General features: G+C 66.2%; 18 protein-coding genes and 1 tRNA gene. 11 read left to right on the forward strand and 8 right to left on the reverse strand.

The window, feature by feature from the left end; all coding sequences use genetic code 11:
• Positions 1 to 141: 141 nt before the first annotated feature.
• Positions 142 to 1,383 carry an iron-containing alcohol dehydrogenase gene (locus tag GC150_01580; protein ID MBI1383591.1) on the reverse strand — a complete coding sequence of 414 codons (1,242 nt, stop codon included), beginning with the start codon at positions 1,381 to 1,383 and terminating at the stop codon, positions 142 to 144.
• A gap of 168 nt (positions 1,384 to 1,551) precedes the next feature.
• On the opposite strand from GC150_01580, the gene GC150_01585 reads away from it, so the two are divergent.
• The 3 genes from GC150_01585 (at position 1,552) to GC150_01595 (ending at position 2,931) form a co-directional block, all read left to right on the forward strand.
• A tRNA-Val gene (locus tag GC150_01585) sits at positions 1,552 to 1,626 on the forward strand.
• A gap of 208 nt (positions 1,627 to 1,834) precedes the next feature.
• A complete protein-coding gene (locus tag GC150_01590; GenBank protein MBI1383592.1) occupies positions 1,835 to 1,960 on the forward strand; it encodes a 50S ribosomal protein L36 in 126 nt (41 codons plus the stop codon).
• Positions 1,961 to 2,103: 143 nt separating this feature from the next.
• On the forward strand, positions 2,104 to 2,931 hold the full coding sequence (locus tag GC150_01595) for a tetratricopeptide repeat protein (GenBank protein MBI1383593.1): 828 nt from the start codon (positions 2,104 to 2,106) through the stop codon (positions 2,929 to 2,931).
• A gap of 74 nt (positions 2,932 to 3,005) precedes the next feature.
• Here the strand turns inward: GC150_01595 and GC150_01600 are convergent, their stop codons facing one another.
• Positions 3,006 to 3,545 (reverse strand): DUF1036 domain-containing protein, encoded by a 540-nt coding sequence (locus tag GC150_01600; protein MBI1383594.1) that lies wholly within the window; start codon positions 3,543 to 3,545, stop codon positions 3,006 to 3,008.
• A 273-nt stretch (positions 3,546 to 3,818) separates the two neighbouring features.
• On the opposite strand from GC150_01600, the gene GC150_01605 reads away from it, so the two are divergent.
• The gene (locus GC150_01605; protein MBI1383595.1) at positions 3,819 to 4,673 is read left to right on the forward strand and encodes an N-formylglutamate amidohydrolase; all 855 of its coding nucleotides are present in this window, start codon (positions 3,819 to 3,821) and stop codon (positions 4,671 to 4,673) included.
• A 72-nt stretch (positions 4,674 to 4,745) separates the two neighbouring features.
• Here GC150_01605 and GC150_01610 read toward each other — a convergent pair whose 3' ends face one another.
• The 3 genes from GC150_01610 to GC150_01620 all read right to left on the reverse strand — a co-directional run bounded on the left by GC150_01610 (position 4,746) and on the right by GC150_01620 (position 7,670).
• Complete coding sequence (locus GC150_01610; protein MBI1383596.1) at positions 4,746 to 6,041, reverse strand: TRAP transporter large permease subunit; 1,296 nt, start codon at positions 6,039 to 6,041, stop codon at positions 4,746 to 4,748.
• Positions 6,038 to 6,601, reverse strand: coding sequence for a TRAP transporter small permease subunit (locus GC150_01615; GenBank protein MBI1383597.1), 564 nt, complete (start codon positions 6,599 to 6,601; stop codon positions 6,038 to 6,040). The genes GC150_01610 and GC150_01615 overlap by 4 nt, the downstream gene beginning before the upstream one ends.
• A gap of 73 nt (positions 6,602 to 6,674) precedes the next feature.
• Positions 6,675 to 7,670, reverse strand: a complete 996-nt coding sequence (locus tag GC150_01620; GenBank protein ID MBI1383598.1) for a transporter — start codon at positions 7,668 to 7,670, stop codon at positions 6,675 to 6,677.
• Between the two features lie 386 nt (positions 7,671 to 8,056).
• Between GC150_01620 and GC150_01625 the strand changes: the two genes are divergently transcribed.
• The 3 genes from GC150_01625 (at position 8,057) to GC150_01635 (ending at position 9,804) form a co-directional block, all read left to right on the forward strand.
• Positions 8,057 to 8,767 carry a TetR family transcriptional regulator gene (locus GC150_01625; protein MBI1383599.1) on the forward strand — a complete coding sequence of 237 codons (711 nt, stop codon included), beginning with the start codon at positions 8,057 to 8,059 and terminating at the stop codon, positions 8,765 to 8,767.
• A 212-nt stretch (positions 8,768 to 8,979) separates the two neighbouring features.
• Entirely contained in the window at positions 8,980 to 9,294 is a 315-nt protein-coding gene (locus GC150_01630; GenBank protein ID MBI1383600.1) for a DUF1244 domain-containing protein, read from the forward strand.
• Between the two features lie 204 nt (positions 9,295 to 9,498).
• Entirely contained in the window at positions 9,499 to 9,804 is a 306-nt protein-coding gene (locus GC150_01635; protein MBI1383601.1) for a DUF2312 domain-containing protein, read from the forward strand.
• A gap of 140 nt (positions 9,805 to 9,944) precedes the next feature.
• Here the strand turns inward: GC150_01635 and GC150_01640 are convergent, their stop codons facing one another.
• The 3 genes from GC150_01640 to GC150_01650 form a co-directional block, all read right to left on the reverse strand.
• Positions 9,945 to 11,600 (reverse strand): DUF882 domain-containing protein, encoded by a 1,656-nt coding sequence (locus tag GC150_01640; protein ID MBI1383602.1) that lies wholly within the window; start codon positions 11,598 to 11,600, stop codon positions 9,945 to 9,947.
• 294 nt (positions 11,601 to 11,894) lie between these two features.
• Positions 11,895 to 13,835 carry a L,D-transpeptidase family protein gene (locus GC150_01645; GenBank protein MBI1383603.1) on the reverse strand — a complete coding sequence of 647 codons (1,941 nt, stop codon included), beginning with the start codon at positions 13,833 to 13,835 and terminating at the stop codon, positions 11,895 to 11,897.
• A 189-nt stretch (positions 13,836 to 14,024) separates the two neighbouring features.
• The gene (locus tag GC150_01650; protein MBI1383604.1) at positions 14,025 to 15,533 is read right to left on the reverse strand and encodes a response regulator; all 1,509 of its coding nucleotides are present in this window, start codon (positions 15,531 to 15,533) and stop codon (positions 14,025 to 14,027) included.
• Positions 15,534 to 15,863: 330 nt separating this feature from the next.
• On the opposite strand from GC150_01650, the gene GC150_01655 reads away from it, so the two are divergent.
• The 4 genes from GC150_01655 to GC150_01670 all read left to right on the forward strand — a co-directional run bounded on the left by GC150_01655 (position 15,864) and on the right by GC150_01670 (position 22,157).
• The gene (locus GC150_01655; protein MBI1383605.1) at positions 15,864 to 17,624 is read left to right on the forward strand and encodes a M3 family oligoendopeptidase; all 1,761 of its coding nucleotides are present in this window, start codon (positions 15,864 to 15,866) and stop codon (positions 17,622 to 17,624) included.
• Positions 17,625 to 17,629: 5 nt separating this feature from the next.
• A complete protein-coding gene (locus GC150_01660) occupies positions 17,630 to 19,183 on the forward strand; it encodes a glycerol-3-phosphate dehydrogenase (GenBank protein MBI1383606.1) in 1,554 nt (517 codons plus the stop codon).
• Positions 19,180 to 20,694 (forward strand): glycerol kinase GlpK, encoded by a 1,515-nt coding sequence (gene glpK / locus GC150_01665; protein ID MBI1383607.1) that lies wholly within the window; start codon positions 19,180 to 19,182, stop codon positions 20,692 to 20,694. Before GC150_01660 ends, glpK begins: the two co-directional genes overlap by 4 nt.
• 68 nt (positions 20,695 to 20,762) lie before the next feature.
• Positions 20,763 to 22,157, forward strand: coding sequence for an AarF/ABC1/UbiB kinase family protein (locus GC150_01670; GenBank protein ID MBI1383608.1), 1,395 nt, complete (start codon positions 20,763 to 20,765; stop codon positions 22,155 to 22,157).
• The last annotated feature ends 14 nt before the right edge of the window (positions 22,158 to 22,171 follow it).

Consider the following 22,171-nt stretch of genomic DNA (forward strand, 5'->3'; position numbering starts at 1 on the left):
TTGTACTCCAGCCGAAGGTGGACACCGCCGTTCGATGATAAAGACTTGTGCGCTGGGAGCAACAGAGCGGTTGGCGCTGACCGCACGTAAGGTGGCGGGCTGGCAGGTCGCGATTTTGCTCGCCCGGGGGGTTAGGTCCGTTCACCGGGCCCGGGCGATCGCCTCCTCGACGAGGATACGGGCCTCGGCGTGTGTCGCCTTGCGCGGGTTCGTGGCGGCGGCGCTGTCGCGAAGGGCCTTGGCGGCGATGCGGTCCGCGCAGTCCGTCGGGACGCCGATCTCGCCGAGCGATTTCGGGATCGAGAGGTCGTCCAGCAAGCGCTCGATGTGGGCAATGAAGCCGGCGGTCGAGGTCTCGCGAAGGCTCAGCGCCTCGGCCATGCGGCGAACTTTTCCCTCCATGCCAGGCAGGTTGAAGCGCAGGACCACCGGCAGGACCACGGCGTTGGTCAGGCCGTGCTGGGTGTCGTATTCGGCGCCCACCATGTGCGAGATCGCGTGGACCATCCCGAGGCCCTTCAGGAACGCGATGCCGGCAAGGCACGAGCCGACCAGCATGCCGCCGCGCGCCGCCATGTTCGCCGGTTCGCGATAGGCGACCGGCAGCCACTCGCCGATGAGTTTCAGTCCCTCGATGGCCATCGCGTCGCAGAGCGGGTGGAATCCAGGGACGCAATAGGCCTCGATGGCGTGGGTCAGCGCGTCGGCGCCGGTCCACGCGGTGAGATGCGGCGGCAGGCCGAGCGTCAGGGCCGGGTCGAGGAGGGCGAGGGAGGGTTTGAGGGCGGGGTGCCAGACGCAGAACTTCATGGCTTGGGCGACATCGGTCACCATCGCCGTGCTCTCGGTCTCGGCGCCGGTGCCCGCCGTCGTCGGGATCGTGACGAGGCGCGGGAAGGGCCGGTTGGTTGGGATCACGGGCACCGGCCGCTCGAACTCGAATGCCCAGAGGTCGATGTCGTTGTTGGCGGTGAGGCAGATCGCCTTGCCGCCGTCCATGGCGCTGCCGCCGCCGATGGCGATGACGGCATCGTGGGCGCCGGCACGAAAGGCGTCGCGTCCGGCGGCGATCTCGTCGTCGCGCGGATTGGGTGAAATGTCCGAATAGAGAGCCGGGCCGAGGCCGGCGGCCGCCAGGTGCCTCTCGAGGTCCGCGACGAACGGCAAATGCCGGCTGCCGCGGTCCGTGACGATCAGGGGCCGTTCGATGCCGAGGCCGGCGCACCGTGTTCCGATCTCGGCGAGGCGGCCGGGGCCGTATGCGATGGGAACCGGAAAGGACCAGTCCTTGGGCTCGAGGAGTGACGCGTCGGAGGGGACATCTGCCGGCTGCAATCGATCGATCCCTTCCTTTGGCGCCCGATCGCCCAGGCGCCGCGCCATCGAATGCCTGCAACGCTATCGACGGTCGGAAGCCTCGGCAAGTCGGCTCGCAGGCGGGGCGATGTCTGCGTGCTTGGAGGTCTTGGCTCCGCGCCTCGGGTGTTGACGCGGCTCCGGGTTCCATGGTTTATCCCAAGGCCCGGTGGCGGTGACGTCGCCGGGCGGAATGGGCGCGTAGCTCAGCGGGAGAGCACTACGTTGACATCGTAGGGGTCACTGGTTCAATCCCAGTCGCGCCCACCATTCCATCGACAACCGAACCGCTGCTCGCCGCGCTGAAACGCGAATACCGGGCGGCGGCGCGCGTTCGTCGCGGCGCTCTCTGCGTTGCGCCCGCCGGTGCGCTCGGAAGGTTGACCTTTACCCGGGTGCGCCATAAACCGGCGTCTCGCCCGCTTTGAACGATACCCGGGGCCGACGAAGCCGGCCCGTCGAACGCCATGGACCTCAGATGAAGATCCGCAATTCACTCAAGTCGCTCGCCAAGCGCCACAAGGACAACCGCGTCGTGCGCCGCCGGGGCCGCCTCTACGTCATCAACAAGACGCAGCGGCGCTACAAGGCCCGCCAGGGCTGAGGCCGGGCCTCCTCGAGTCGGGAAACGATGTTCGCCGGCGGGGCGTCCTGCGCTGCGGGGTGGGGCGCTCAAGTTGGCGTCAATCGCGCTTGGTGCCGCGCATCAGGCATTGCGCTGCGTGCGCGTTCGGCTAACCTTGGCGGATGCACGATATCCGTCCTCAATGCCACTTCGCCGCGATCGCTCCGCACGCCTCACGACCGGGCCAGTTGGAGTGTCCCCTGCAACCCATGCTTTCGCGCATCCTCCTGATCCTCGCCGTCGCATCGATCGGCGTGGCATCGGCTTGGCCAATCCCTTCGGTCGGGGCTTCGGTGGTCCCGCTCGCGAGCCAGGCTCCGCTCGAGGCGGCACCCGAGGCGGGCGGTGACAGTCCGCCGGCCGGCGACGAGCCGGGCGTTGGCGAACCGGGCCCGGGTGCGGGGACCGGGGAGGCTGCGGAGGCGCCGCCCACCGCAGGCGCCGCTCTCGCTCAGCAGATTCCGGACCGGGCCGAGCTGCTCGAGGAACTCTACAAGCGGCTGGCCGCAGCTGGCGAAGCCGAAAGCGCCGCGGTTCTCGAGAAGGCGATCGAAGGGGTGTGGCTACGCTCGGGCAGCGATACGATCGATCTGCTGATGGAGCGGGCCGCACAGCTCCAGCAATCCGGCGATGTCGGGCTGGCGCTGCGCGTACTGGCCAGTGTGACGGAGCTGGAACCGGAGTATGCCGAGGGCTGGAACCGCCGGGCCTTCGTCTTCTTTTCCGAGGGCGATTATGCGCGCGCGCTGCAGGATCTCCAGCGCACGTTGCGGGTCGACCAGCGGCATTTCCAGGCGATCAGCGGGCTCGCGACCATCCTTCGGGAACTCGGTGACAACGCCTCCGCGCTGAAGGCCTACCGCAAGGCTCTGGAAATCCATCCCTTCCTCGAGTCCGCCCGCAAGGCGGTGGACGAGCTGGAGCGCGAGGTCGAGGGCCAGGGAATCTGAGTCGCACAGCGGTCTCGGCGGGCCCTTGAGGTCGTGCGCCGGCTTCTCAGAGTGTGGCCAAGTCGTTGCGGGCCTTACTGGGTCGAGACCTGGTCGGTGCCCGATTGCGAGCCGCTGTCGGGATCGGTGAGGCGGATGGTCCAGTCCGGCTCCTCGCGCGTGTCGATCTCGAAGAAGCCGGTGCGCGCGTAGCCCCGCCGATCGCAACCTTCGACGCCTCGGATGGTGAAAGCCTCCTTGGCGGTGCACATGAAGGCAGTGCCGGACCATTCCCCGCCCTGGTCGTAGTCGACGGCATGGACATAATAGAACCGCGACTTGAGGGCGCCGACGAGTATCGTCTCGCAGGAGTGCGACATCACGTTCCACCAGCCTTCGGCAACCCAGCCGCCCGCGTCGCGGTAGCCGATTGAGACGCCGACACGGCTCGCCGTCATGTTGCAGAGCTTGAGGTCGGCGAGCGCGGCGCCGGGCGAGGCCGCGAGCGCGGCGAGGCCGACGAGGGTTGCGGCAAGCGGGCGCAGAGCGGTCCATCGCTGGCCGAACCCCAACGATGATGGCGCGCCCGCCGGCGGTCTCGAAACTGGCGAACTCACAATTGGCGATGTGTGCATTGGCGCTACCTGTCCCTGATATCGTGCACGCACACCCCAGAACCAGCCGAAGGCACTATCGCCGCGCGACGCCGATCGAATTGAACGGCGCTCGGCAGGATGCGACCGAATCCCGACCAGTTCCGCGAACGAGCCTAACCACGCGACGTTCGGCAAGGAACATGGCGCGGTTGAGGCTTCGACGAAAACCGTGGAAATCGAGCACTGGCGCCATCCTCCAGCGTGGCAGAAGCGGCTGGAAAGGCCGCTCGCCGGGGGCTATATGAAGGCCGCATGACGCACCCCCTCGCCGCGCGCAGCGATGTCCCCGGCCAGCACCACGAAGCCTATCGGGTGCTCGCGGGGCGCTGCGACGTGGGCTTGATCCTGGTTTGCGATCACGCGACCAACCGATTCCCAGATGGTTATGGCACGCTCGGTCTGCCGGCCGAGCAGCTCAACCGCCACATCGCCTACGACATCGGGGCCGAAGCCGTGACGGAAGGGCTCAGCCAGCGGCTCCGGGCGCCGGCCGTGCTCTCGCGGTTCTCGCGGCTGTTCATCGATCCGAACCGAGGGCACGACGACCCGACGCTGATCATGCAGCTTTCGGACGGTGCGATCATTCCAGGGAACCGGTCGCTCGACGCTGGCGAGCGCGAGCGGCGTATCAACGGCTTCTACCGGCCCTATCACGAGGCGATCGAGCGCACGATCGAGCAGGTGGCGGCGGCTGGCGTGGTGCCGATGCTGCTCTCGGTGCACAGCTTCACCGAGAAGTGGAAGGAGACACCACGGCCCTGGCACATCACCGTGCTCTGGGACACGGATCCGCGCCTGCCCAAGCCGCTGCTCGAGGAGCTGGGCCGCGATCCAACCCTGATCGTCGATGAGAACGTGCCCTACATCGGTGGCCTCGTGGGTGACTGCATGTATTCGCACGGGACCTTGCGTGGCTTGCCCCATGCGCTGATCGAAATCCGCCAGGACCTCATCCGAACGCCAGAGGGCCAACGGCGCTGGGTGGATTGGGTGGCAAGTGCCATGGAGCGGATCTTCGCGCGTGACGATGTCATGGCGGATTTGCGCCACGTCGCCAGTCATGCACCCGCCGGGGCGCCTTACCGGCCGGTCTCGGTCACCGGGTAGGAAGCGCGCCGGCGGTCGTCTGTCCGACTGCCCGAATGCCCGGCCGATGCCACGGCCCGCACCGTCCGGCGCTCATTTTCCGAAGAACAATTCGGGAAAGAAAAGCGAGATTTCGGGGATGAAGGTCACCAGCATGAGTGTCGGCAACCACGCGAACACGATGAAGATGATGGTCGGCTTCATCATCGCCTGGACCGAAACTCCCGTCACGTGGGTGCCGAGGTACAGCAGCGGCGCGGTCGGGGGCGTGATGTTCCCCATCCCCAGGTTCACGCCGAGAATGGCCGCGAAGTGAACCGGGTCGATCCCGGCGCTCTCGGCGATCGGCGTCAGCAGGGAGGCGCTCAAGACCAAGCCGCTGAAGTCGTCCATAAGCATGCCGATCAGGATCATCACGAGGTTGATCATCAAGATCACGACGATCGGGTTGTCGGAGATCGAGTAGATGAACTCCTGCGCGATGGTCGGAATGTTCTCGAAAATCAAGAATTTGCTGACGATCAGGACCATGAATATCATGACCATGACGACGCCGACGGTCACACTCGAATCCTTCAGGGATTGCCAGAACGTCTGCCAGGTGAGCCCACGGTAGATGAGAAATCCGACCGGAATGGCGTAGATGGCCGCAACCCCGGCGGCTTCGGTCGGGGTCATGATGCCCCCGTAGATGCCGCCGAGAATGATGACGGGCATCATCAGAGCCGGAATCGCCTTGAATGTCGCCCTGCCGAGTTTCGCGACCGGGTTGCCCTCGAAGCGGACGAGCTCGATGCCCTTGACATTCCGCAACATCAAGAAATTGACCAGGACCAGAAAGCACGTCAGGACCAGGCCCGCTGCCATGGCCGACAGGAAGCATTTGAGAACGGACTGCTGTGTAATCCAGGCGTAGACGAGCTGAACGCCACTCGGCGGAATGAGAAGGCCGAGCGGGCTGGCGCTGACGAGAAGGGCCGCCGAAAAGCCCCTCGGATAGCCCTTGCGCTCGAGGTGCGGCATCATGATCGACCCGATGCAGGTCAGTGTGGCCGCGCCGCTGCCGGAAATGGCGCCGAACATCGCACTGGCGATCACGCTTGCGGCGCTGAGCCCCCCTTTGATGCCGCCGGTGATCAGCTCGGCGATGGCGACGATCGGTGCCGCGATCTTACCGCGCTGCATCAGATCGCCCGCGATGATGAACAGCGGAATGACCAGAACGATCACCGTGTTCATTTTCCAGTGACCAGTGGCCATGAAGCCGGCGACGTTGTGATCGCCGAGCGTTGCGATCAACAGCAGCACGCCACCAAAGGCCATCGGCACCGAGACACCCATGACCAGGAGGATGACGATCAAGAGAATGGAGAGGCCCAGCAGCATCAGGTCGCCCCACCGTTCTCGAGTGCGCGCTCGTCCTCGACCACCTCGACGCCGAAGCGCAACAGCACGTAGAGGTGGAGCAGCCCGTAGAATGTCATGAAGACGAAGCCGAGAAATATCCCGAGGCGCGAAACGAAGAATGGAATCTTGAGTGCGATCGTCTTCTGCCAATTGGGATACATACCAATCTCACGGGCGATCATGAGATATGCCCAATAGACGACGACGCAGGCGATCAACGTCTCGATGACGGACAGCACAACGCGGCGGATCCACTCCGCCCGTGCCGAGCTGAAATAGGATTCGAGAATATCCGCCCGGATCTGCTTGTTCTGGTAGCTGCCGACGGCACTGCCCATGAAATAGAGCCAGAACGACACTGGCAGAAGCCACTCCTCGTAGGCGAACAGGTCCCTTTCCAGAACATAACGAAAGATAACGACGCAAAAGAACGTGACCGGCAGGATGAGCAGCGCGATGGCGCTGAAAACCAATTTGATGGCGACCAGCGTGCGAACCAGGCGCCCAAGGCCCGGCGGCAACCTGTCAGCTAGTTCGCGCATCGCTGGCCGGACCTCCTGCCGTGTCCTGACGATCGAGCGGCGGGTCGCTCCGGACCCGCCGCAGGGAGCCTATTCAGTTCGCATTGAGACGGTCGACGAGTTCCTGACCGACGATCTTGCCGACGGTCGGCCAGACCTCGGCGACGATCTTGGCCTTGATCGCGTCACGCTGCTCCTGCGTCAGATCGACGATATTCCAGCCCTTCTCCTTGAGCTTCGCGATGAAGCCCTCGGTGCGCTCCCAGGCCTGGTCGATGATCGCATTGGCTGCCTTTGCGGCCGCTGCCTGGATGACCGCCTGCTGCTCCGCGTTGAGGCTCGCCCACTTGGCTTGGTTCATGTAGATCTGGGTGGATTCGACGAACGCGTTGTAGGGAACGTATGTGTTCCCGACACCGCTGACCGCGAAGGTCGTATAGGCCCACTCCGCGGTGCAGCAGATCGCGCCGTCGATGGTGCCGGCCTGGACCGCCGGAAACACTTCCGCCCAGCTCATGGTCGTCGTGCGATAGCCGAGCTTTTCCATGGTCGCTTTCGTGACCTCGGAACTCCAGACGCGGATATTCATCCCCTGGTCGGCGAACGCCGCCGCGTTCGAGGGCGCTTTGGAGGCAACCACGCCGATCAGACCCTCTCCGATATTGGAGAGATACTGGATGCCATGATCGCCGAGAATCTCGCGAATGATGGTGTTGTACTTGGAGGCGGGATCGCCATACACGGACCGGAGCTCATCGATCGTGGTGACGAGGAACGGCAGGCTCGCGATCTCCAGACGGGTGTCCGCCTGGGCGTAGACCGTGGCATGGACGAGGTCGACGTTGCCGAGCTTGGCGTCCTCGAAGAGTTCCTCGCCGCTGCCGAGCTGGCTGGCGGGGAAGTATTTCACGGTGATACCGACACCTGCGGCGCCGATTTCCTTTGCCATGTTCTCGAGGATGGCGTGGCCGAAATGCTCCGTCGGCAGCGTTCCGGCGAACTTCAAGGTCACGTCGGCTGCATTGGCCGACAGGGCCATCGTCGTGGACAAGGCCAGGCCCATGGCAGCGCTTCGAAGTCCGTTCAGCATGTTGTTCCTCCCTCGGTATGGATGCGATCAGTCGAGTGTTCGGGTGTCCTCGGCGAAGTCCCACCTTGCCTAGGCCACAAGACGCGACCAATGTTGGGACCCGACGGTCGGGCAGCGAATGCGCCACAATCGACGGGTAGCGGCCTCGGCTCGACGGTCCAGTCGGCTGGCTTGGTCGCGCAATCGATTTGGAATGGCACGAGCCGGTCGAAATACATCTCCGAGTGGTATCGACGATCCATGTTTCGGATCGTAGAGATGTCAACTCGCGGAGGCGCGTGCAGTGTCAACGGAAATCAACGGTCGATCATGGCGTTCTCCGTTCCGCCTCCGAGAGGGTATCGTCGCTGTCCAGGCGGAGGCAAATTCAACATAACGACTGTTACGTGCTCGGCATACGCTATGCTATGTTCCGACGACGAGTCAACAAGGTTGATGGACGAAGGCCCGGCGGGATGAGCGTGAACTCTGATTCTTCAAGAAATAACAAACAGTTGACCAGGGCCGACTGGGTCTCTGCCGCGCGGCGGATACTGATCGATCAGGGCATCAACCATGTGCGGCTGCGACCGCTGGCGCAGTCGCTCGGGGTCACGACGGGGGCCTTCTATTGGCAATACAAGAACCTGCGCGAACTGCACGACGATCTGCGCAAGGACTGGGCAAGCACCAACACCGAACCGTTCACCGAAGCGATCGAGGCAGCCGGCTCGGACGGTTGGCGGCAGTATCTCGCGTATGTCCGGGTGCTCATGCTGGATGGTCAGTACGATCCCGATTATGACAACGCGGTCCGCGATTGGGGCCATGCCTCGCCTGCCACCGCGAAGCTGCTGCGCGAGATCGACACATTCAGGATCGAGCAATTGCGCAGCGTCTTTCTCGCTCTCGGATTCGTCGGCCAGGAAGCCTTGATCCGCGCGCGCGTGACCTATTTCCATCAGATCGGGTATCAGGCGATGCGGGTGCACGAGAGTGTCGAGGAGCGACTGACCAATGTTCCCTATTATGCCGAGATATTGACCGAGAACCGTACCTTGTTTTCGCTGGGCGGTCCCGAAGGTGTGCGCGCCGCGCTGAAGCGCACCCGTGATTGAACGGCGTCGGAGGCGCGTGGTGAGAGGGGAAGTTTTTGCGAGCCCTGCCCGGTGCGGGTGATCGGCCCGAGCCGTTTCCATTGCGTGGCGGTGGGGTCCTCGCTTAGGTTCGCCAGCGAGCGGGGGCCGGGCGGGCGCGACCGTGTCCGCCACCGGCTCCCAGTCGACATGCGTGCCCCCTCGCCGGGCGGCGCGCTGCAATGGAGGTTCTTATGCCGGCATTCGAGGAACTCGACGAGCGCACGCGGACCGAACTCGAGGCGGCCGCGTTCCGGCGGCTCGCGGCGCATCTGCGGGCGCACCCGGACGTCCAGAACATCGACCTCATGGGGCTCGCCGGCTTCTGTCGCAACTGCCTTTCCAACTGGATGCACGAGGAGGCTGTCTCGCGCGGCGTCGCGGTCGAGAAGGAGGCGGTGCGCTCGGCGGTCTACGGCATGCCTTACGAGGAATACAAGGCACGCCACCAGAAGGAAGCGACGCCCGAGCAGAAGGCAAAGCTCGCGGCCCGTGGGCATTCGCATTGAATCCGAATCGGGCTGCAAGGGGCGCGGACGTCGCGCGCCCGGACTTCCCCTGAAAAGAAAATCCTCTGGACAGCAGGCGGCGGCATGCTGACGGGAGCGCCGACGCGCGCCTAGGGTAACGCATGCACCGGTGTGTGGTGCGGGCGGGCCGTGCATGCCCGCGCCTTAGCGCACTGGCACCACGAGAAACCGAGAGGATCCTTCATGAGCGAGCTGCAAGCCTCGACCCAGAAGCAACTGCGCGCCTTCATCGAGCGCATCGAGCGCCTCGAGGAGGAGAAGGCGGCACTCGCTTCAGACATCAAGGACGTCTTCGCCGAGGCCAAGGCGATCGGTTTCGATGTCAAGGTGATGCGCCAGGTGATCCGCCTTCGCAAGCAGGAGGCGCACGTGCGCAAGGAGAACGAGCTGCTGCTCGCGACCTATCTGCACGCGCTCGGAATGGATGCCGAGGCGTTCGGTATCGACAGCGATGGCTCCGAGGACGGCTTCTCCGTGGCCGCGGAATAGTTCCGCGATCACGTTCGAGCGGGACGCCTGGTCGCCCGGCTGGTCACGACCAGTTCGTGCGCGCGACCGGGCGCTGTGGGGTGAGCGGTTCGATCGCTCAGACCTTCCGGGAAATGGTGGCGGGCCGGACGGTGGCCGCCTCAGTTGCGGGTCGCGGTCCGTACGCGACGCCCGCTCGACGCGTTCTCGAACCCGGCGGCCAGCACATTCGCGCTGGAGCCGCCCGTGAACATGTCCGACCACATCATCTCGGCGAACTGGATACCTGGCCGGAAGCGCAGCGGCATGCCGTCCTCGTCGAGGTCGATCATGTCGCGTGCGCCATTCTGGTCGGGATGTACGAGAGCGGCCAGGGCGGCGTCGTCGATCGTGGGGTTTTCGGTCAACAGCGGACCGATCGGGAACGGGCGGTAGTGCAACTCGCCGGGGTGCTCGGGATCGTATTCGGGTGCACCAGCCCAGCCGGTCAACTCGAGATAGGCTTCGGCCAGCGTCAGCGTGCCGGGCAGGCTCGTTCCCGTCTCACCAACCGCGCTGCCATCATTCGAAAAGGCGTCGAGCGCGGCGACGAGACGAGGTGCTGGCACCTCGAAGCTGGTCTGCCATGCGTTGCCGGCAAACCCGCGGGCCGCCGCCGGGCGCTCCGTCGTCGGGGCGGGGTTGGTCTCGATGAGGCCTGCGATGGCGTCGCCAGTGGCGACCGGCGCGGAGGCCGTCGCGGAGCCGTTCGATGTTGGCTCAGCCGTGATCTCGGCGCTCCAGGGGCTGGGTGTGGAAGCTCCGGTTCGTGTCTCGCGCCCGAGGCTGGCAAGGCTCGGGGCGGGAGCCTCGATGCGCGGCGAGACGGAGGCGATGCGCGTCGTACTTGCCGGGACCGGCGCGACGAGTGGTCCTGCGGCAGGGGCCGTCGTCGAGACGGCCGCCACCCGTCGTTCGGCCTCGACGGGGGCGAACGAGGCGAGCACGGGAGCCGGGGCCGCGATGGAGGGCGAACCCTGGCCGGTGCCGTCGATACGGCGGCCACTGGCGCTCGCGACCATGATCCCGGCGCCGTCCGACGGCTTGCCACGCAATTCGTGATAGGCGGTGACGAACCGCGCCAATTCGGGGTTGGCCGTGCGGGCGCGCTCGTAGTCGGCCCGTGTCACCGGGCCGCCGCTCGACGGGCGATGGCGGGTCTTGCCGTCCGGAAAGAGGAGGGCCAGCTCCTGGCGCGGCAGGCGCGGCCAGTGGCGGACGTTTCCGGTGTCGATGTGCACGAAGGGGACGGCCGAGGTCGGATAGTAGCCGACGCCGCCCCGTTCACGCACGAGAGCGGCGTAGCGCAGGCGCTTGGCAGGGACGTCGGGGAAGTGGACGTCGGCGGCCTTGCCGCGGGTGTGCTGGCTGTTGCGCGCCTGGCCACCCTGGGTGCGGCGCAGCATCTCGTTGGTGCTGGGGGAGCGGTAGCCGGAGATGAGGTGGATTGGCTCGCGCGAGCCGAGTTCGGTGTGCACTTCCCAGATGATGTCGAGAAGCTCCGGATCCATCTTGGTCGGCTCGTTGCGCCGCCAGTCGCGCATCACCCAGTTCAGCTTCTCGAGGGACTCCGGTACGTAGCGGCCATTGCGCTTGTAGATGACCGAGACGGTATCCTTGCTGTGGATGTTGTAGACGGTGAGGATCCGTTCGCCATTCGGGTCGGCAACGATGTCCTGGGCGGCGATCAGGAGGCTCAGGGAGCCGATCGCCACCAACGTCATCATCGAACGAATGGAAAACGCCATGGGATGGATCGCTTCCGCTGCTGAACGCACTACAGTTCTCCGGGGCGGACGCAGCGGTGGCTCCACCCCGTTGTCTTGCCCGCGACCGATCCTACCGAGCTAGCCGATTCGCTGGGCGCAAATGGCGGCTCCGGTGTGACCATTCCTTGGCAATCGCCCCCATCAGTGCGCCGGTAAGGTTAAGAAGCGGTTAGCAAGCGCGTGCGGTTCATCGACATACGGCGCAAGTGAGCACGCGCGATCCGCGCTTGCGACGTAACGGCAAGAGCGGTCCCGCAGGGGCGCTGGCGCGACCCGGTCGAGCGAGACGCGCAATGGCTCGGCTCAGCGCTGGCTGGTGAAGGCCTCGCGGACCCAGTCGGGGCGGGCGGTGTTGCTCGCCACCTGCGGGCGCGGTGCCGGCTCCGCTGTATCGCTGCTCGAGGCGAGCGCCGGCAATGGCTTGCCGCTCAAGGCGAGCGAGTGACGGCGGTCGTGGCCGTAGGGATCGCCGAAGAACACCAGCTCGCCATCGTCGTTCACCCGCGCGGTGAAGTAGGTGACGTGCACGGGGATGTGCGCATCGAGCGGGACGACGTTGTGCTGTCCGGCGCTGATGATGCCGCCGATGCGCGATGCGGCCCACCCCTTGTCGATGCCGAGGAGCGTCTCTGCGAATTGACGCGGGTTGCGGATGCGCATGCAGCCGTGGCTGTAGGTGCGCACCGTTTGCTCGAAGAGGCTCTTGGACGGGGTGTCGTGCATGTAGACGTCGTGCTTGTTCGGGAACATGAACTTCACGAACCCGAGCACGTTGCCGTCGCCCGGCGGCTGATAGAAGTGGAACTTGCGCACGTCGACGTTGTCCCAGTCGATATTGCCGGGGTCGACATACTGGCCATTGTATTTGATGCGCAGGTTGTGGCGCTGCGTCGCGTTCGACGACGTCCTCAGGCCGGGAAGCAGCTCCTTGACCTTGATGGAGTTCGGAACGTTCCAGTAGGGGTGGAACTCGATGCGCTCCATGGCATCGGAAAAGATCGGCGTCTGGTTCTGAACCTTGCCGACGACCATGCGCTCGTCGAATGCCGCGGCGCCGTCGCGCATGACGCGCACGCGGTACTCCGGCACGTTGGCGTGGACGTAGGTCGTGCCGAGATCCGCCGGCATCCAGCGCCAACGCTCCATGTTGACAAGGAGGCGCTCGAGGCGGTTGCCGCCATTCGAGTTGAGGGCCTTGCGGGTTCCCGGACCAACGACGCCATCGGCGGTGAGGCCGCGCGAGCGCTGGAACTTGAGAACGGCCTGCTCGACCGCGTCGTCGAAGAGTTCGTCATTGCGAGCGACCGGTGCGGGCTCGCTGGCCGCTCCCGTGGGCGCGGAAGTGACCTGGACCTCGGTGCTGGTCGGCTCGAGCCGTGCGCCCGAATCGGCAGGCGTTTCGACGGCACCGTTCGGTTCGGCATCACCGGGTGCGGGGTCGTTCGTGGCTTGCGAGGCCGGCGCCGGGACGCCGAGGCGTTTGCGCAGGATAGCGACATGCGGGTGGCGTTCGCCGGACCGCAAGGTCGGGCCGTCCGGCAAGTTGACGGGCTCGGCATCCGCCGATCCACCACGCAGCAGCTCGAGATACGCCTTACGCAAAGCCTCGAACTGGGCGTGCTTGGGATGCAGGTCACGCAGGAACGCGGCCGGATCGTCGGCGGCCGCCATGCCGGTCAGCAGTGCGACCGGCTCGGGGCGATCCAGGGTCTGATCCCAATTCTTGCCGAGAACGGCAGGATCGACGCGGCCGCCCTTGGCATGGAGGGCATAGCTCAGCACCGCGAGCGTCACCTTGCGCTCGATCGTGCGCACGGCGCTGGCGGTGGCGTCAACGTCGCCGGCCACGTCCGGCAGCTCGAGATCGAATTTGGCGGCATCCAGCCCCCAATCACCGGCCGCGGCAATCTCGCGCACCACCGCCCGGCCACGCTCGTTGAGACCGCTCGCATCCACCCAGAGCGGCTCGTTGGCGCGCGCTCGATAGGCATTCTCGATGGCCAGCCTCGATCTGGCGTCGCCGACATTGTCGGCGGCGAGAGAGCGCACCACGTCGAGGGCGATCTGCTGGCTGGCGGTCGGCGGTGGCGCGGCGTCCCGTGGCTCGATCGCCAAGGCGACCGACGACGACATTGCGAGAGCCGCAAGCGTGGCGAGAAGACGTCCCGATGACCGCATGTTCCACCTCCGAGCGAGCCGCGAGACTAGCCGATGGTCGGGCGTGCGACCAGACAGCCGAGCCATGCCCCACGACAGAGAGAGGGTGTTTTGCTGGAATTGTGACCGAATGTGCACACGACGGCGACAAGGCCGTGCGACGGCGCGGGCGAGCCAGGGCTCGAAACGGGAACGGGGAGGCCGAAGACGGCCTCCCCGCGGCGATCACCGGCAGCAGAGGAGGAAGCCGGTGACTGCGAAAGCAACGATTCGACGTCAGTTGAAGCGCGGTTCGAGGCCGAATTCGCGCATCTTCCTGTAGAGCGTCGAGCGGCCGATGCCGAGGCGCTTGGCGACTTCGGTCATGTGGCCGCGATAGCGCCCGAGCGCGAGGCGGATCATGTCGGCCTCCATCTGCTCGAGCGAGCGCAGTTCGCCGGTGGCGTTGACGGCCGGAATGCCGATCGCCTCCTGACCCTCGTCGCCATAGAGCTGTAGCGTCTCGGGCATGATGTCCTCGATTCCGAGGACGACTGGACCATCGATCACCGGGCGGCGATCGATGAAGGCGGGCGCGGCGGGGACGGCCTTCGAGAAGCCCTCGACGTGGGCCGCGATCTGCGGGAACTCGCTGACGCCGAGGACCGGCGTATCGGCCAATACGACCGCGCGAAAGACGACGTTCTCGAGTTGGCGCACGTTGCCGGGCCAGGAGTAGCACTGGAGCAGTTCGAGCGCCTCGGCGTCGATGCCGTCGATGCGTTTGCCCTCCTCGGCGGCAAAGCGCGTGACGAAATGCATGGCGAGGTCGGGCACGTCGGTGAGACGCTCACGCAGCGGCGGCACCCAGACCGGAAAGACGTTGAGGCGATAGTAGAGATCCTCGCGGAACTTGCCTTCCTTGACGCGCTGGATCATGTCGCGGTTGGTCGCCGAGATCAGCCGGAAATCGACCTTGACCGGCTTCTTGGAGCCGACCGGGTCGACCTCGCCCTCCTGGAGCGCGCGCAGCAGCTTGACCTGGGCATCGAGCGGGAGTTCGCCGACCTCGTCGAGGAAGAGCGTGCCGCCGTGGGCTTCTTGGAACTTGCCCTGACGCTTGTCGGTCGCGCCGGTGAAGGAGCCCTTCTCGTGGCCGAAGAGGATACTCTCGACGAGGTTTTCCGGTATGGCACCGCAGTTGACGGTGACGAACGGTCGGCCGGAGCGTTCGCTCTCGCCCTGGATCGCGCGGGCGATCAATTCCTTGCCGACGCCCGATTCCCCCTCGATGAGGACCGGGATGTTGGAGCGCGCGGCACGGCGGCCGAGGTCGACGACGCGGGCCATGCTGTCGTCCTGCATGATGAGGTCGCCGAACGTCAGCGTGCCATCGACCTTGCGCTTGATGCGGGTGATTTCCCCGGCGAGCGCTTCGATCTTCAGGGCGTTCTTCAGCGACACCTCGAGACGCTCGGGGCTGACCGGCTTGACGACGAAGTCGACCGCGCCCGCGCGCATCGCGGCAATGGCGGCGTCGATGGAGCCGTTGGCGGTCTGCACGATGACGGGTGGATGGCCTGGAACGTTGCGCAGGTGCTCGAGAACGGCCATGCCATCGATGCCGGGCATGACGAGGTCGAGCAGCACGATGTCGACACCGCAGGAGGCGCCCTTCTCGAGGAGTTCGCAAGCCTGCTGGCCGCCGGCCAGGGATCGGACCTCGTGGCCCGTACGGCGGATCACCTCTTCGGTGAGGCGACGCTGGACCGGATCATCATCGACGACGAGAACACGCTTTGCCATGACGCTGACACGACTTTCATACTCGACACGGGCAACGGGCCTGACATCGGCCGCCGCACCACTCGGACTGGACTGAACTGAGCGGGCATCGTGCGCGAGAGCGGTAAACAAGCCGTTTCGCCGCGCGCGAAATCGACATGCGACGGGACGGGTCCGCAAGGCTCGTCCGAAGGTATCGCCGCAGGAGACGTTGCGGGTGGGCAATTCGCTGCGACCGGCCTATCTTGCGCGCCAGCAGGCACGCGTCGGCACGGCGGCGGCGGCCGAATGAAGATGCGAAAGAGGCAGGGCATGACCAAGAACGCGACATCGGCGGTCGAACTCGGCGAGATGCCGGTCTGGCGGCTCGAGGATCTCTATCCGAGCCCGGACGGTCCCGAGATCGGCGAGGCGCTGGCGCGGGCCGAACGCGAGGCGGTGGCCCTGCGTGATGGCTGTCAGGGACGGCTCGGTGAACTCGCGCGGGACGGCGAGCGCCTCGCCGAAGCGATCGCGCGTTACGAGGGGCTCCAGGACCTGTTCGGGCGCATCGCGTCCTTCGCGTTCCTGCGCTATGCCCAGGACAGCACGGATGCGATGCGCGCCAAGTTCTTCGGCGACATCCAGGAGCGTTTGACCCGGATCAGCACGGACCTCCTCTTTTTCGAACTCGAACTCAACCGGGTCGACGATGCCGTCCTCGACGAGGCGATGGGCAAGGGCAGCCTCGCGCACTACGCGCCCTGGCTGAAGGACATCCGGCTCGAAAAACCCTATCAGCTCGAGGACCGGATCGAGCAGCTGTTCCACGAGAAATCGGTGAGCGGGGCCGGTGCCTGGAACAGATTGTTCGACGAGACGTTCGCGGAGATGCGCTTTGCCGTCGAGGGCGAGGAACTCGGGCTCGAGGCGACGCTCAACCTCCTCAGCGATCCCTCGCCCGAGCGACGCGCGGCGGCGGGCCGGGCGCTCGCGCACGCGTTCCAACGCAACGTGCGCCTCTTTGCGCTCGTCACGAACACGCTCGCCAAGGACAAGGAAATCTCGGACCGCTGGCGCGGGTTCACCGATGTCGCCTCGGCACGCAACCTTTCCAACCGGGTCGAGGACGAGGTGGTCGCGGCACTCGTTGCCGCGGTGCGGCAGGCCTACCCGCGCATATCGCACCGCTACTACGGCCTCAAGGCCGGTTGGCTCGGGATGGAAAAGCTCAACTTCTGGGACCGCAATGCTCCGTTGCCGAACCAGCCGGAGCGGACGATCCCCTGGAGCGAGGCGCGCCGCACGGTGATCGAGGCTTACGGTACTTTTTCACCGCGTCTCGCCGAACTGGCGGAGCCCTTCTTCCTGCACGGTTGGATCGATGCGCCGGTCACGCCGGGCAAGCGCCCGGGCGCCTTCTCGCACCCGACGGTGCCGAGCGTGCATCCCTACATCATGCTGAACTACCTCGGAAAACCGCGCGACGTTATGACCCTCGCGCACGAACTCGGCCACGGCGTCCATCAAGTCCTGGCCGCCCGGCAGGGGGCGCTCATGGCACCGACGCCGCTGACCCTCGCCGAGACCGCCAGCGTCTTCGGGGAAATGCTGACCTTCCGGCGGCTTCTCGCGGAGGCAAGAGACCCGGTCGAGCGCAAGGCGATGCTCGCCCAGAAGACCGAGGACATGATAAACACGGTGGTCCGCCAGATCGCCTTCTACACCTTCGAGCGCGAGGCGCACACGGCGCGGCGCGAAGGGGAATTGACGGCGGAAAAACTCGGCGAAATCTGGCTCGGCGTGCAGAGGGAAAGTCTCGGACCGGCGATCCGTCTCAACGAGGGCTACGAGAATTTCTGGTGCTACATCCCGCATTTCATCCACTCGCCGTTCTACGTCTACGCCTATGCGTTCGGAGACTGCCTCGTCAATTCGCTCTATGCGGTCTACGAACGCTCCAGCGAAGGGTTTGCGGAAAAATACTTCGAGATGCTGGCGGCGGGGGGAACGAAACATCACTCCGAACTGCTCGCCCCGTTCGGCCTCGATGCCCGCGATCCGGCGTTCTGGGCCAAGGGGCTCGGGGTCATCGAGGCCATGGTCGATGAACTCGAGGCGATGAGCGCGTAGCGGACGTGCGCGGGCGGTCGATGTACGACATCGCGATCATCGGTGGCGGCATCAACGGGGCGGGCATCGCGCGCGACGCGGCCGGGCGCGGCTATCGCGTGCTGCTCTGCGAGCAGGACGACCTGGCGGGCGGCACGTCGTCGGGCTCGACCAAGCTCATCCACGGGGGGCTGCGCTATCTGGAACACCGGGAGTTCCGGCTCGTCAGGGAATCGCTCCAGGAGCGCGAACGGCTCTGGAACATGGCGCCGCACATCGTTGCGCCCATGCGCTTCGTGCTGCCGCACCGCCACGGAATGCGGCCGGCGTGGCTGCTTCGGCTCGGACTTTTCCTCTACGACAACATCGGCGGCCGGCGGGCGCTGGCGGGGACGGAAACGCTCGATCTTTCGAGGGATCCGGCCGGAGCGGCGCTCAAGGCTGGGCGGTTCCGGCGCGGCTTTGCCTATTCCGACTGCTGGGTGGACGATGCCCGTCTCGTCGTGCTCAACGCGCGCGACGCGGCCGACCGGGGGGGCGACGTCAAGGTGCGCACGCGCGTCGTCTCGGCGCGGCGCCAGGGGGCTGGCTGGAGCCTGACGCTCGAGGACCGTTTCAACGGGCGGCGGTCCGAGGTTTCGGCTGGCGTGCTCGTCAACGCTGCCGGACCTTGGGTCGACGAGGTCATCGGCCATGTCGTGGGGCGCGAGGACGTGCGCAACGTACGCCTGGTGCAAGGAAGCCATATCGTGGTGCCCGCCCTCTTTCATGGGGAGCACGCCTTCATCCTGCAGAACGAGGACGGCCGGATCGTCTTTGCGATCCCCTACGAGGGACGGTTCACCCTGATCGGGACGACGGACCGCGATTTCGCCGGGCGACCCGGAGAGGCGGAGATATCGTCCGCCGAGACCGAATACCTCTGTCGGAGTGTCAATGCGTATTTCTTCCGCGAGATCGGACCCGCCGACGTCGTCTGGAGTTTTTCGGCCGTCCGCCCGCTCTACGACGACGGGGCTTCGAGCGCCCAGGAGGCGACGCGGGACTACGTGATCGAGACCGAGGGCGGCGGCGGCAAGGCTCTGCTCGTCAACGTCTTTGGCGGCAAGCTCACCACGTACCGGCGGCTGGCCGAGGCCGTGATGGCGCGGATCGCGGCGGCCGGGAACGCGCGGGGGCGGTCCTGGACCGGCGACAGCCGGTTGCCGGGAGGGGAATTCCGGGCGGATGCCATGGCCAGCCTCGTCTGGGAGCTCGAGACGCGCTTTCCCTTCATGGCGACGGAGGTTCTCGCCCGTCTGGCGCGCAGCTATGGCACCCTGGCGCGCGCGGTCCTCGAGGGTGTCGAGCGCGAGAGCGACCTCGGGGAAGAATTCGGTGCCGGGCTTTGCGAGCGCGAGGTGCGCTATCTGATCGCGAACGAGTGGGCGAGAACCGGAGACGATATCCTCTGGCGGCGCAGCAAGCTCGGGCTGCACATGAACGTTGACCAGCGCCGGAGGCTCGCGGACTTCGTTGCCGACGTCGTCGGGAGGATGGTGGGTCGTGGCGGCGGCCTCGTCGGGGAGGACGGCAAATGACGGACTTCGTGCTCGCCATCGACCAGGGGACGACGTCATCGCGGGCGCTGCTGTTCGACGACCGGATGACGGTGGTCGCGGGCGCGCAGGAGGAATTGCCGCAGATCTATCCACGGCCGGGCTGGGTCGAGCACGATCCCGAAGCGATCTGGCGCTCGACGCTCGCAACCGCGCGCGCCGCTTTGGCCGAGGCCGGTGCCGCGAGCGGCGACGTCGCTGCCATCGGCATCACCAACCAGCGCGAGACGACGCTGGTATGGGAGCGCGATACCGGCCGCGTCATCCACAACGCCATCGTCTGGCAGGACCGGCGCACGAGCGATGTCTGCCAGCGCCTCAGGGCCGACGGCGCGGAGGCGATGATCTCGGCGCGCACCGGCCTCCTCGCCGATCCTTATTTCTCCGCAACAAAGCTCGCCTTCCTGCTCGACAACGTCGAAGGGGCGCGGAGCGCGGCGGAGGCCGGACGGCTCGCTTTCGGGACGGTCGACAGCTTCCTGCTCTCCCGGCTGACGGGCGGACGGGTGCACGCGACGGACGCGACCAACGCCAGTCGCACAATGCTCTACGACATCCAACGGGGCACATGGTGCGATGAGCTCCTCGCGCTCTTCGGGGTGCCGCGCGCCATGCTCCCGGAGGTTCGCGACAGCGCCGGCGACTTCGGGGCGACCGAGACCGGGCTCTTCGACGGGACGATTTCGATCCAGGGCATGGCAGGCGATCAGCAGGCGGCGGCGGCCGGGCAGGCGTGCTTTCGCCCGGGCATGTTGAAGGCGACCTACGGAACCGGCTGTTTCGCGCTGCTGGCGACGGGCGAGGACGCGGTTGCCTCGCAGAACCGGCTGCTGACGACGGTGGCTCTGCAACTCGACGGGCGGCGCACCTACGCCCTCGAGGGGGCGATCTTCGTTGCGGGCGCGGCGGTCCAGTGGCTGCGCGATGGGCTCGGGATCATCGCCGAGGCGAGCGAGATGGACGGGCTCGCGGCAGCCGGCGATCCGGCGGCCGAGGTCTATCTGGTGCCGGCCTTTGCCGGGCTCGGGGCGCCCTGGTGGGACGCCGAGGCGCGCGGCGCACTGCTCGGTTTGACGCGCGGCACCGGACGGGCCGAGATCGCGCGGGCAACGCTCGAAAGCGTGTGCTTCCAGACGAACGACCTGATCGAGGCGATGCGTGCGGACTGGCGGGGCACCGCGGGTGCCGGTGATGTCGAGCTGATCTTGCGGGTCGACGGGGGCATGACGGCCTCGCAGTGGACCATGCAGCGGCTGGCCGACACTCTCGCGCTCTGCGTCGAGCGGCCGGCGAACAGGGAGTCGACCGCGCTCGGGGCCGCCTGGCTCGCCGGAATGGCGGCAGGAGTCTATCCGGACGCCGAGACGTTCGCGTCCGGATGGGCGGCCGAGCGCCGTTTCGTGCCCTCCATGGAGGAGCGCGAGCGCGAGCGACGGATCGCCGGCTGGCGGGCGGCGATCGCGCGCGTCCTGACGCGGCCCGCCGGTGCCTGAGCGGTGTGGCCGATTGATCCCGCAGCGCCCGTGCCTACGTAAGAGAGCAACAAAGGATGGGCGGGCGCATGAACGACTTCAGTGATCGCGAGAAGGATCGCGAACAGAACCGGTTCTCGCGTCGGCTGGGTCGGTATGCGCGGGTCGGCACGAACGTCGGTGGCGTGGCGGCTCGCATTGCGACGCAGCGCCTCTTCAACGTCGGGGCGGGCGACGAGCGCAATGCGGCGGCCCTTGCGGCCGCCCTCGGGGGACTCAAAGGACCCCTCATGAAGGTCGCGCAGCTGCTTTCGACCATACCCGAGGCGCTGCCCGAGAACTACGCGGCCGAGCTTTCACAACTGCAGAGCCATGCGCCGGCCATGGGCTGGGCCTTCGTTCGGCGGCGGATGGCGGCGGAACTCGGACCTGGCTGGCGCGAGCGGTTCGCGACCTTCGAGCAGGAGGCGGCGAACTCGGCCTCGCTCGGCCAGGTGCATCGCGCGAGCCTTTCCGACGGGCGAAGGCTCGCCTGCAAACTGCAATATCCGGATATGGAATCCGCGGTCGAAGCGGACCTCACGCAACTCGGCGTCATCTTCGCGATCCACCGGCGGATGGATACCGCACTCGATACCAGCGAAATCCTGGAGGAGATCGCGGCCCGGCTGCGCGAGGAGCTGGACTATGTCCGCGAGGCCGCGCACATGCGGCTCTATGCCGCGATCTTTTCGGGCGATCCGATGATCCGGGTGCCGGAGGTCGTCGGCGAACTCTCGACACGGCGGCTGCTGACCATGACCTGGCTGGACGGCCGCCGGCTGATGGACTATCGCGAACGGGCCGAGGAGGAGCGAAACCAGATCGCTCGCGCGATGTTCCGCGCCTGGTGGTATCCCTTCAGCCACCACGGCGTCATCCACGGCGATCCGCACCTTGGCAACTACTCGATCTTCGATGACGGGGATGGAAAAGCAGCAGGCATGAACCTGCTCGATTATGGCTGCATCCGCACGTTCGCTCCGCGCTTCGTCGAGGGTGTCGTCGACCTTTATCGCGGGCTCGAGACAGACGATCGCGCGCGGATCGTGCATGCCTACGAGAGCTGGGGGTTCAAGGGCCTCTCGAACGAGCTGATCGACATCCTCAACGTCTGGGCCCGTTTCATCTATGGGCCCCTTCTCGACGACCGCGAGCGGCTGATCGCGGAAGGCGTTTCGCCCGGTTCCTACGGCCGGAAGGAGGCCTACACCGTTCACAAGGGTCTGAAGGAAAAGGGACCGGTCAAGGTGCCGCGCGAGTTCGTCTTCATGGACCGCGCGGCGATCGGGCTCGGCGGTGTGTTCCTCCACCTCAACGCACGGCTCAACTATTATCGCCTCTTCAACGAGACGATCAGCGACTTCGATCCCGACATGGTCGCCGCGCGCCAGACGCAAGCGTTCGCGGCGGCGGGCGTGCCATTGCCCGAGCCGCGGCGGTAGCAGGGCGGCGCGCC

The organism is Hyphomicrobiales bacterium (genome assembly GCA_016125495.1).
Classification (GTDB): Bacteria; Pseudomonadota; Alphaproteobacteria; order Rhizobiales; family RI-29; genus RI-29.